The sequence below is a fragment of the Anoxybacillus sp. CHMUD genome (assembly GCF_013096965.1).
Lineage (GTDB): Bacteria > Bacillota > Bacilli > Bacillales > Anoxybacillaceae > Anoxybacillus > Anoxybacillus kestanbolensis_A.
In genome coordinates this window covers 12,420-24,276 of sequence record NZ_SDLG01000007.1, presented here as the reverse complement: position 1 = coordinate 24,276, position 11,857 = coordinate 12,420, and the positions used below count along the sequence as shown (strand labels likewise).

Below are 11,857 nucleotides of genomic sequence, written 5' to 3'. Positions count from 1 at the left end.
ACTTCATTCCTTTTTATTCATAAAAAAACGCCTTAGCGTTCGCTAAGACGAATGATTTGCATCGGATTGCCGCCGACAAATGCACCAGCTGGTACATCACGATGCACGAGCGTACCTGCGGAAACAACAGCACGATCCCCGATCGTCACCCCCGGCAAAATCGTTGAATTGGCTCCAATCATAACGTCGTTTCCAATAATGACATCCCCAAGCCGATATTCGTTCACTAAATATTCATGTGCTAAAATGGTCGTATTGTAGCCAATAATCGTGTTGTTACCGATGTGAATTTTTTCCGGAAACAAAATATCTGGCATCACCATAAACGCAAGTGCTGTATGCTGACCAATGTCCATCCGTAAAAACGTGCGATATAGCCAGTTTTTCAACGGAAAAAAGGGAGTATAGCGCCCGATCAAAATGACGATGACATTTTTCAATACTTTCCAAAACGAAACGGTTCGATATAGTTGCCACAAAGAGTTCGTTCCGGTTACAACATAGCGTTCGGTTTTTCTCAACGCGATGTCACCCCTAAAATGCTTAATAAATCACTCATTTTTTCAAGCATAAAGTCTGGTTCGTATGTAGCTAAATGTTCGCGCCCTTTGATCGTCCAAGCAACTCCCGCCGTTTTCGTTCCCGCATGCTTTCCTGCTAAAATGTCATGGTGGTTATCGCCGACCATTAACGTTTCTTCCGGTTTTGCCTGTAAACAAGCGAGCGCCTTTTCAATCGGCTCCGGATGCGGTTTTGCATGCTCGACGTCATCAAGCGTAATCACACATTCGAAAAACGAGTCTAACTTTGTTAACTTCAATCCCATATTGACCGTATGGCGAATTTTTGTTGTGACAATGCCAAGTTTAAAACCTTTTTCATGTAGCGTTTGTACAGTATCATATACCGTTTCGTATTCTTTCACTAACGCATCGTGATGTGCATGATTAAACGCCCGATACGTTTCAATCATTTCATCAACGCGCTCTGGATCAATCGCTTCAAACGTATCACGCAATGGCGGGCCAATAAAGGCGAGCACATCTTCGCGCGTATATTGATTTGGATAATAATGATTGAGCGTATGCAAAAATGATTCAATAATTAAATCGTTCGTATTAATGAGCGTTCCGTCTAAGTCAAATAAAATCGTGTTAATATTCATACGTCGCTTCCTTTCTTTTTCGTTGTTCCATTCTATTCCAAATAAAACTTAACGTAGCTGTAAGCAAAATTGCCGTTGTTAGCCGAATGACTAAAAGCGGCCATACAGGAATTCCAAGCGGCACGAACAATAACGTATCTTCTACTACCGCATGGCACGCCACTAAAAATAAAAACGTCAACGTTAAATCTTTTTTAGATACCCCGTCTTCTTTCACCGCTTGAATCATAACACCAGCCCCGTAAGCAAGACCGAACAATAAGCCTGCTGCCATCGTAAGCGACGCGTTTTCGCGAATGCCAAGCATTCGTGTAAATGGAGACAACCATGTAGAAAACGTATCTAGCCACTTTAATTCTTTTAACACTTGAATCGCAATCATAAGCGGAATAATAATGAGCGCTAACTGCCCAATACCATATAGCGCCTTTTCGATCCCTGTCCAAACGATTTCTCCCCACGTATGCGGCGTTGTCGAAGATTGCGGCATAAAGCCGTACTTCGCCATTTGTTCTCCGCCATCCCATAACACATGAATAAGCCAAGCGGACGTAAACGCTAAACCGACGCGCACAGCAACCGTCCACCATACACGAACGCCTACTTGGGCGGCAACAGCCGACTCAACGAGCATATTGTGCGAAAATGACAACATGACCGCTAAAATAAACACTTCTTTCACTGTCAAATCCATCGTTAACATCGCACCAATGCCTGCGTATAAATTTAAAAAATTGCCGAGCACTAAAACGACCGCAGCATCTCCCGGTAAACCGATCCATCGCATCATCGGCGTTAACACATTTGTCACCCACGGCAAAACGGGGGAGTATTGTAAAAGCGTCACAATAACCGTAATCGGAAAAATCACTTTTCCGAGCGTCCATGTCGTTTTTAACCCAACAAACAAACCCCTTTGGAGCATCTCGCTCTCCCCCTTCGTTTAATCGTTGTACCGCTCATTCGCTAAACCGCGCATGCGACGCAAAACAATCATCATGACCGCAAACACGATAAGCAAAGCTGAGATAAACTGCGCCATGCGAATCGTTTCTGTTAACATTAAACTATCTGTTCGCAATCCTTCAATGAAAAAGCGTCCAATCGAATACCAAATCACGTACGTGAAAAATAATTCCCCTCGTCGCAAATTTCTTCTCCGCAACGCAAGCAAAACGAGAAACCCAAGCACATTCCATAACGATTCGTATAAAAACGTCGGATGGTAATATTGCCCTTGTATGTACATTTGATTAATAATCCAATCCGGCAAATGTAAACTTTCTAAAAATGCGCGCGATACAGGTCCACCGTGCGCTTCTTGGTTCATAAAATTCCCCCAACGTCCAATCGCCTGCCCTAAAATAATGCTTGGTGCTGCAATATCGGCTAGTTTCCAAAACGACAGCCCTCGTTTTTTAGCGAACACAACACCTGTTGCGATCGCACCAATTAAACCGCCATGAATGGCCAAGCCACCGTTCCAAATTTGCGGAATTTCACCTATATGTTTGGAATAGTAGTCCCATTGAAAAATAACGTAATACGCCCGTGCACATACAATCGCAATCGGCACAGCAATTAACACAAGATCAACAAATGTTTCTTTTCGTATCCCTAACCGCTCGCTTTCTTTTGTTGCCAACCAAAGTCCAAGCAATACACCAGTCGCAATAATGACACCGTACCAATAAATTGTAATAGGACCGAGCTGAAAAAAGACTCGATCAAGTGGTTGGATATATAAAAACATGTTTCTCCATCCTCTCATTCATAATCGTGTTCCGCATCGCCAATTGCATCCGCTAACCGCGCAGAAAATTCTTCTGCTGCGTTGACCCCCATGCGCTTCAAACGGAAGTTCATCGCCGCCACCTCGATAATGACCGCTAAATTTCGCCCTGGACGAACAGGAATCGTCAACTTCGTCACTTCCGTATCAATAATTTTTACTTTTTCCTCTTCAAGCCCGAGACGATCGTATTGTTTATTCGGATCCCATAGTTCTAAGTCGATCACGAGCGAAATGCGTTTATGCGGGCGAACTGCACCTGCACCGAACAACGTCATAACATTAATAATTCCAAGTCCCCGAATTTCAAGCAAATGTTCAATGAGCTCGGGGGCGCTACCGATGAGCAAGTTTTCATCTTCTTGTCGAATTTCGACACAATCATCGGCGACGAGACGATGTCCGCGCTTTACAAGTTCAAGTGCCGTTTCACTTTTTCCGACCCCGCTTTTTCCTGTAATAAGTACACCAACGCCGTACACATCAACGAGCACGCCGTGCACAGCTGTCGTCGGTGCGAGTTTACTTTCTAAATAGTTTGTCAGGCGGCTAGCCAATCGCGTCGTTTTCATCGTTGAACGCATGACAGGCACTTCCCTTTTTTCCGATGCTTCGATAAGCTCCTTTGGTACGTCTAGTCCACGTGAAACGATAATCGCAGGTGTAATATCCGTACATAACTTTTCCATACGCAACCGTTTTTCTACGGGCGTTAATCGTTCGAAAAAAGATAGTTCAGTCACACCAAGCAACTGTATACGCTCAGCAGGATAATATGCAAAATAACCGGCCATTTCAATGCCCGGACGGGATAAATCACTCGTTGTAATCGGGCGATGAATCCCCTCTGCCCCGCTTACAAGTTCAAATTGAAACTCATCAATTAAATCTTTTGTCCGTACTTTTGGCACATGAACCCCCTCCTTTTTTCTCATTGTAACACTTTCCCGTCAAAATAAAAACGCTCACGCACGAAGTGGAACGTTTTACTTTTCTTTTCGTACTGACTCAATGAGTAAATGAAAAAGTGAGATCGCAAGCGACGCAAATAACGCGTTGCTAAAGCCGCCAATGTCAAACGAACTGCCCATGAGCGAAGCTGTCATTGCTAGCGTCATTGCGTTAATGATGAATAAAAACAACCCGAACGTCAATACGGTCACAGGAAGCGTCAGTAAAATAAGTAACGGGCGAACGAACGTATTGAGAAAAGACAAAAGAACGCTTGCAACGAGCGCGGCACCAACACTTGATAAATAAATCGAATCAAAATACCCAGCTAACGCTAATAATAAAACAGCGTTAATCACTATATGTGCTAGCCATCTCATATGACGTTCTCCTCACTCGGAATAATAAATACCGCAAGCGCGTATAAAAGCGCAAACGGCATAATGCCGGTAATTAATAATAGCGCGACAAACAATAAACGTACAACCGTAGCGTCCATATTCATATAAGCGGCTAATCCGCTTAACACACCTGCAATCATGCGATCATGACGAAGCCTAACAAGCTTTTTCATTCATACATCCCTCCCGATTCTTGCAATACTTGAATTCCTTTAATAATATTCCAAACAATAACGACAACATGTACAATGCCACCGATCACAATGCCGATAAACGGAAGACCGATCCATCCGTCTACTCCTGCGATGGCAAACAACATAAACAACCCACCAGTCGTAACGACAATCGCAATAGGGATGAGATGAGATAAAAACGATTTTTTCGCATGTTCTTTCACTCGTTCATGTTTCGTGACAAAATAAACGATAATCGGAAATAAAAACGGGGCAAAAAATACGCTGAAATAACATAACGCCGCAAGCAATTTATTTCCTTCCATTTATAATTCCTCCTTTTTTCCTTTACTCATACATACGTTTCATCACAAGGAAAGTTTCTTGCAAAAAACCGAGCGCATTATACGCTCGGTATACGTTGACGCATGCGTTCGCGATCGCGTGCCAAAATTGGTTGCAAATACTTCCCAGTATACGATCGCTCAACTTGCGCTACTTCTTCTGGCGTACCTACCGCAACGATTTGTCCACCCCCATCGCCGCCTTCTGGTCCAAGATCAATAATATAGTCGGCTGTTTTAATGACATCTAAATTATGCTCGATAACAAGTACTGTATCCCCTTGTCCCACAAGCCGTTGCAGAACATGTAATAAACGGGCAATATCATCCACATGCAAACCTGTTGTCGGTTCGTCTAAAATGTATAACGTTCTTCCGGTTGAACGACGATGCAACTCAGATGCTAGCTTTACTCGTTGCGCCTCGCCACCAGAAAGCGTTGTAGCTGGCTGCCCGAGTTGCATATAGCCAAGCCCGACGTCGTGAAGTGTTTGTAACTTTCGTTTAATTTTCGGGATGTTTTCAAAAAACGTCAGCGCTTCTTCTACTGTCATATCGAGCACTTCAGCGATATTTTTATCTTTATATTTCACTTCCAACGTTTCGCGATTATATCGTTTACCGTGGCATACTTCACACGGTACATAGACATCAGGTAAAAAGTGCATTTCGATCTTTATAATCCCGTCGCCACGACACGCTTCACAACGACCGCCTTTCACATTAAAACTAAACCGTCCTTTTTGATATCCACGCATTTTCGCTTCATTTGTCGTTGCGAACAGATCACGAATATCATCAAAAACGCCCGTATATGTCGCCGGATTGGAGCGCGGTGTTCGGCCGATTGGCGACTGGTCGATATCAATCACTTTATCTAAATAGTGAATGCCACGAATGTCCGTATGCTCTCCCGGTTTTACTTTTGCATGATGTAACTTTTGCGCTAACGCTTTATGCAAAATTTCATTAATGAGCGTACTTTTTCCCGAACCGGATACCCCCGTCACCGCAACAAACAACCCGAGAGGAATGCGAACATCGACGTTTTTTAAGTTGTTTTCCCGAGCTCCAACGACTTCAAGCCAACGACCATCTGGCGTTCTTCGTTCAATCGGGAGCGGAATAAACTTTTTCCCTGATAAATATTGACCGGTTAATGAATGTGGATCGTTCATCACTTGTTCAGGTGTGCCTGCAGCGACGACTTGTCCGCCGTGCGCCCCTGCTCCCGGTCCGATGTCAATTAAATAATCTGCCGCAAGCATCGTATCTTCATCGTGTTCCACAACGATAAGCGTATTCCCTAAATCACGCATGCTTTGTAACGTCGCAATAAGCCGGTCGTTATCGCGCTGATGCAACCCGATCGACGGCTCATCTAACACGTATAACACCCCTGTTAACCGCGATCCGATTTGCGTCGCTAATCGAATACGTTGCGCTTCTCCGCCTGACAATGTCCCTGCCGCGCGGTTTAACGTTAAATAATCGAGCCCAACATTTTTTAAAAAGCCAAGTCGCTCAACAATTTCACGTAAAATGAGATGAGCGATTTTTTGTTCTTTTTCCGTTAGCTGAAGCGTTTCAAAAAACATGAGCGCTTCGTTCACCGACATCGCCGTCACTTCACCGATATGTTTGCCGCCAACGAAAACCGCTAAACTTTCTTTTTTCAATCGGTTGCCATGACACGTCGGACAAGGCTGTTCGGTCATATATTTTTCCATTTGTTCACGCACGTAATCGGACGTCGTTTCACGATAGCGGCGTTCAACGTTGCGCACGACACCTTCAAATTCCACATACGTTTCGCGCACATGACCGAAGTCGTTTTCATAGCGAAAATATATTTTTTCTCCATTTGATCCGTACAATAAAAGATCGAGCTGTTGTTTTGGCAATTGCTTCACAGGCACGTCCATATCGATGCCGTAATGACGGCATACCGTCTCTAACAGTTGTGGATAATATTGCGAGCTTTGCGGCTCCCATGGCGCGAGCGCATGCTCACGAAGCGTCAACTCTTTATTTGGAATGACTAAATCGAGATCGACTTCCAGTTTTGCTCCTAATCCGTCGCACGATGGACACGCACCGTACGGGCTGTTAAACGAAAATAAACGCGGCTCTAGTTCACCGATTGAAAAACCGCAGTGCGGACAAGCGTGATGTTCACTAAATAACAACTCTTCTTGTCCGATGACATCAACGAGCACTTTACCGTCCGCAAGCTGCAACGCCGCTTCAAGCGAATCAGCCAGGCGCGACTGAATACCTTCTTTCATGATGATGCGGTCGATGACCACTTCGATCGAATGCTTCTTATTTTTTTCAAGTATGATGTCTTCTGATACATCGCGCAATTCCCCATCAACTCGGACGCGCACATATCCTTGTTTTTTAATCTCCTCTAACGTCTTTACATGTGTCCCTTTTCGGCCAGAGACGATGGGCGCTAAAATTTGCATTTTCGTCCGCTCTGGATATTGCATCAGGCGGTCAACCATTTGTTCAATTGTTTGCGACGTAATTTCGATGCCGTGTGTTGGACAAACAGGGCGACCGATGCGTGCAAACAATAAGCGCAAGTAATCGTAAATTTCTGTGACTGTTCCAACTGTTGATCGTGGGTTGCGGCTTGTCGTTTTTTGATCGATTGAAATGGCAGGTGACAAACCTTCAATCGAATCGACATCAGGCTTATCCATTTGCCCTAAAAATTGCCGGGCGTATGCCGATAACGATTCGACATATCGCCGTTGCCCTTCCGCGTAAATGGTGTCAAACGCAAGCGATGATTTTCCCGAGCCCGATAAGCCGGTAAGCACAACGAGCTTATTGCGCGGAATGACGACATCAATATTTTTTAAATTGTGTGCTCGTGCACCTTTGACGACGATATGATCCATTCGTTACACCTCCGCTTTCAATTGTAAAATGAGATCGCGCAGTTCTGCCGCACGTTCAAAATGAAGCGCTTTTGCAGCTTCTTTCATTTCTTGTTCAAGTTGGGCGATGAACGCAACACGCTCTTCTTTTGATAAATGACGAACATCTTTCGTTTCATACGTTTCTTTTTCTTCCGCGGCAAATGTCGCACGAATGACATCTGGAATGTCTTTTTGAATCGTTTTCGGTACGATGCCATGCTCGCGATTATACGCTTCTTGAATCGCGCGACGTCGCTTCGTTTCATTGATCGCAATTTCCATCGACTTCGTGATCGTATCGGCATACATAATGACGTGACCGTTAGCGTTGCGCGCCGCCCGACCAATCGTTTGAATAAGTGAACGTTCAGAACGTAAAAAGCCTTCTTTATCCGCATCTAAAATGGCGACAAGCGATACTTCTGGAATATCAAGCCCTTCTCGCAATAAGTTAATGCCGACGAGCACATCATATTTTCCTAATCGTAAATCACGAATAATTTCAATTCGCTCAAGCGTTTTAATTTCTGAATGCAAATATGCCACTTGAATGCCAATATCTTTTAAGTAATCGGTTAAGTCTTCCGCCATTTTTTTCGTCAACGTCGTCACAAGCGTTCGTTCTTTACGAGCGATGCGTTTTTGAATTTCATCGACTAAATCGTCAATTTGTCCCGCAATTGGCCGTACGTCGATCGTCGGATCAAGCAACCCTGTCGGACGAATAATTTGCTCGACGACTTCTGGACAATGTTCAAGCTCATACGGACCTGGCGTCGCAGATACGTAAATGACTTGATTGACTTTTTGTTCAAATTCTTCAAACGTCAATGGCCGGTTATCGAGCGCCGACGGCAAACGGAAGCCGTGTTCAACAAGCACTTCTTTTCTCGCTTTATCACCGTTATACATGCCGCGAATTTGCGGCAATGTCACATGCGATTCGTCGATGACAATTAAAAAATCATCAGGAAAATAATCTAGTAACGTATAAGGCGTTGAACCCGGTGGACGCAACGTTAAATGGCGTGAATAGTTTTCGATGCCTGAACAAAAACCCATTTCTTTCATCATTTCAATATCGTAGCGCGTCCGTTGTTCTAATCGCTGCGCTTCAAGCAATTTTCCTTGTTCACGCAACTGACGAAGCCGTTCTTCTAATTCCTTTTCAATATTTTCGATGGCTAGCTTCATTTTCTCTTCACGCGTGACGAAGTGCGATGCTGGGAAAATCGCCACATGTTCTCGCTCTGCCATCACATGCCCTGTCAATGCATCTACTTCGCGAATGCGCTCAATTTCGTCACCAAAAAACTCAATGCGAATGCAATGCTCATCACGTGACGCAGGGAAAATTTCAACGACATCTCCGCGCACGCGAAACGTTCCGCGGCGAAAATCAATATCGTTTCGTTCATATTGGATGTCGACAAGGCGACGAAGCAAATGATCCCGCTCGATTTCCATGCCGACACGAAGCGAAACGACAAGTTCACGGTATTCTTCAGGCGAACCTAACCCGTAAATACATGAAACGCTCGCAATAATAATCACGTCACGTCGTTCAAATAACGCAGACGTCGCGGAATGGCGCAATTTATCGATCTCATCGTTAATGCTCGCATCTTTTTCAATGTACGTGTCCGTTTGCGGCACGTACGCTTCTGGCTGATAATAGTCATAGTAGCTGACAAAGTATTCAACAGCATTGTTAGGAAAAAATTGTTTAAACTCGCTATATAGCTGCCCCGCTAACGTTTTATTATGAGCGATGACGAGCGTTGGTTTATTGACTTGTTGAATGACATTAGAAATCGTAAACGTTTTACCTGTTCCTGTTGCTCCAAGCAACGTTTGATGTTTTTTTCCTTGTTGAATGCCTGCAACGAGTTCGGCAATCGCTTTCGGCTGATCACCTTGCGGCTTATAAGCGGATACTAATTGAAATGTGTCCACAATCGTCCCTCCACTTCATTTCTATTTTCATTGTACCATATTCACGAATCGAAAAGCGAAAAATACGAACAAATATTCTATGAAAAAACCTGCCCATATGGACAGGTTTACGACTGTTTTTGCTTTTCTACCATGCGTTTAGCATACAAAAATCCGACGATGAGCGACGCTATATCAGCAACAATTTCATACAATTGATCCGTATATCCTTTCACATACGATGCTACGAGCAACGCGACAGTAAGCAACGTTCCGACATAATGGTTATACGTCACCCGCGTAAATAAAATAACTAGCAACGCCGGTACAATTAACGCTAACAAAAACCACATACTATCCCTCATCTCTTACGAATAACAGTCCAAGTTCGTGATGTTCGCCTTCAAATAAAGCCGATTGCGCAAAGCGAACTTCTCCGCTCTCGTTTAATACTTCTAGCTTACAAAATGCACGATTATGTTGCAATGCTGCGTAAAATTCATCTTCCGTCACGACCGGTATACCGTTTACCTTCACAATTACTTCTCCGACCGAAAGCGCCATTTTATGTGCTGGCGTATCCGGCAACACGCCTAAAATAACAAGCCCATTCGTTCGTTTTGTAAAATACGGAGGCCGCTTTTGTTCATACAATTTCGCTGATAAAGCAATCCATTCCCTCCATAAAATAGCGACAACTGCAACAACGATCGCTAGCGGCTCCCACCAGTAGCTAGCAATCGCTAGCAAACTAACAACCGTAGCGAGCCAACCGATGCGCTTTGCGATCCATTTCGCCATATGAGTAGGCATGTTTGTTTGCACGCGGTGGGAAAAGCCAAGTAAAAACGGCACGAGAACAAATGAATACGCATCACCGCCTGAAATCATCGGCCACCAAGCAGCAAACGATTGCACACCATCTCCTGGTACAGGAATCATTAATGGAACAATCCAAAGCCGTTGAACAACTTGCTCACCGATCGTAAGCCCTCGCTTACTCGTCACAAGTTGCGGAGAGCTGAGTTCTGCTCCTTCGCGGTAAACGAGCCACATTTCGATAAACAAAAGCAACCCGATTAAAAGCGCGACGGCAGTCACATTTGTTTCCGTCATATGCGGGAAAAAACGATCAAAAAATGGCTTCGCCCACTCCATTTGCGCAAAAAAACTAATAGTAAATATGACGATGCTCCCGATATATGCAGCCGATAGAAGCCGGAGCTGCATCATAAAGCTGCATACGATCGTCACAATCGTCCAAAAAACGAGCGTATCATTCGGAATGACAAGTCCAACGCCAACGGTTACAATTGAAAAAACAATGGCAAACCAACTGCGTGAGCGAACGATCGCACGCAGCTCACGAGAAGAACGATAGACGCGCGTATGAAAATCGCGCCGCTCGCGTTGCACGCGACGCCATCCAATAAAAAATGCAAATATGATTACATAATATAACAACGGTTGCAGCCAAAACGTTCCGAATGCTTTCAACCATTCTAGTCCCCATAATTCCATTTCCATCATCTCCATTTTTTCCGATCATCTATGTTGTATTGTAACAAATTTCAAGCATTTATTGTTGACGAAAATTCACTTTCTTTGCCGAATAAACACTAGTTTTGTCAAGGTAAAAGGAATTTCAAAAGAAGTGTCTAACTGTTTTCTCATATAAGATGAGGAGGAGCGTGGAACGATGGAGCTAAAAACGAGTACAGTAGCTAAACGGCTTGGCGTATCAACAAAAACGGTGCAACGTTGGGTGAAAAAATATAACATTCCATGCAAAAAAAACGAGGCAGGACATTATGTGTTTACGAACGAAGCGGTCGAACAACTAGAAAAATATAAGTTTCTCGGCATAGAGGAAGAAGAGAAGGAACATGTCGATTGGGAAGAAGTAGAACAACGATTACACGAACTGGAACGGAAAATCGAACAAAAAGCAGATGACGTCGTCTCGTTTCAACTATTGCAACATCGGCGAGAAATGGAAGAAATGCTTCAATATATGCAACAGCTCGAACAACGCATCGCACAACTTGAAAAACAAAAACAAATCGAACCAGCTATCGAGCAACCAACAAAACAAAAACGACGTGGCATTATTAGCTTCTTTTTATAATAGTTTCCCCCTGCCTTCAACATGGGCAGGGGGAT

At 44.0% G+C, this 11,857-nt stretch carries 13 protein-coding genes; 1 reads left to right on the top strand and 12 read right to left on the bottom strand.

Annotation, left to right across the window (positions count from 1 at the left end):
* Positions 1-32: 32 nt before the first annotated feature.
* From ETB99_RS06455 to ETB99_RS06400, 12 genes are all read right to left on the bottom strand, one after another.
* On the bottom strand, positions 33-521 hold the full coding sequence (locus tag ETB99_RS06455) for an acyltransferase (protein ID WP_077429050.1): 489 nt from the start codon (positions 519-521) through the stop codon (positions 33-35).
* Positions 518-1,165, bottom strand: a complete 648-nt coding sequence (ppaX, locus tag ETB99_RS06450; protein WP_077429049.1) for a pyrophosphatase PpaX — start codon at positions 1,163-1,165, stop codon at positions 518-520. Before ppaX ends, ETB99_RS06455 begins: the two co-directional genes overlap by 4 nt.
* Positions 1,155-2,090, bottom strand: a complete 936-nt coding sequence (locus ETB99_RS06445; protein WP_171700240.1) for a nucleoside recognition domain-containing protein — start codon at positions 2,088-2,090, stop codon at positions 1,155-1,157. Before ETB99_RS06445 ends, ppaX begins: the two co-directional genes overlap by 11 nt.
* Positions 2,091-2,108: 18 nt before the next feature.
* The gene (lgt, locus tag ETB99_RS06440) at positions 2,109-2,918 is read right to left on the bottom strand and encodes a prolipoprotein diacylglyceryl transferase (protein ID WP_128999726.1); all 810 of its coding nucleotides are present in this window, start codon (positions 2,916-2,918) and stop codon (positions 2,109-2,111) included.
* Positions 2,919-2,932: 14 nt separating this feature from the next.
* The gene (gene hprK / locus ETB99_RS06435) at positions 2,933-3,868 is read right to left on the bottom strand and encodes an HPr(Ser) kinase/phosphatase (RefSeq protein WP_128999725.1); all 936 of its coding nucleotides are present in this window, start codon (positions 3,866-3,868) and stop codon (positions 2,933-2,935) included.
* 75 nt (positions 3,869-3,943) lie between these two features.
* A complete protein-coding gene (locus ETB99_RS06430) occupies positions 3,944-4,288 on the bottom strand; it encodes a phage holin family protein (RefSeq protein ID WP_077429045.1) in 345 nt (114 codons plus the stop codon).
* Positions 4,285-4,482, bottom strand: a complete 198-nt coding sequence (locus tag ETB99_RS06425) for a PspC domain-containing protein (protein ID WP_006320155.1) — start codon at positions 4,480-4,482, stop codon at positions 4,285-4,287. Before ETB99_RS06425 ends, ETB99_RS06430 begins: the two co-directional genes overlap by 4 nt.
* Positions 4,479-4,808: a magnetosome magnetite crystal formation protein family gene (locus ETB99_RS06420; protein WP_077429043.1), complete on the bottom strand. Its 330-nt coding sequence runs from the start codon at positions 4,806-4,808 to the stop codon at positions 4,479-4,481. The genes ETB99_RS06425 and ETB99_RS06420 overlap by 4 nt, the downstream gene beginning before the upstream one ends.
* Before the next feature lie 77 nt (positions 4,809-4,885).
* On the bottom strand, positions 4,886-7,738 hold the full coding sequence (gene uvrA / locus ETB99_RS06415; RefSeq protein WP_171700239.1) for an excinuclease ABC subunit UvrA: 2,853 nt from the start codon (positions 7,736-7,738) through the stop codon (positions 4,886-4,888).
* 3 nt (positions 7,739-7,741) lie between these two features.
* Complete coding sequence (uvrB, locus tag ETB99_RS06410) at positions 7,742-9,715, bottom strand: excinuclease ABC subunit UvrB (protein WP_375153710.1); 1,974 nt, start codon at positions 9,713-9,715, stop codon at positions 7,742-7,744.
* A gap of 107 nt (positions 9,716-9,822) precedes the next feature.
* On the bottom strand, positions 9,823-10,047 hold the full coding sequence (locus ETB99_RS06405; protein WP_004892581.1) for a CsbA family protein: 225 nt from the start codon (positions 10,045-10,047) through the stop codon (positions 9,823-9,825).
* A gap of 1 nt (position 10,048) precedes the next feature.
* Positions 10,049-11,215 (bottom strand): PDZ domain-containing protein, encoded by a 1,167-nt coding sequence (locus ETB99_RS06400; RefSeq protein WP_171700238.1) that lies wholly within the window; start codon positions 11,213-11,215, stop codon positions 10,049-10,051.
* A 178-nt stretch (positions 11,216-11,393) separates the two neighbouring features.
* On the opposite strand from ETB99_RS06400, the gene ETB99_RS06395 reads away from it, so the two are divergent.
* Entirely contained in the window at positions 11,394-11,822 is a 429-nt protein-coding gene (locus ETB99_RS06395) for a MerR family transcriptional regulator (RefSeq protein WP_077429039.1), read from the top strand.
* The last annotated feature ends 35 nt before the right edge of the window (positions 11,823-11,857 follow it).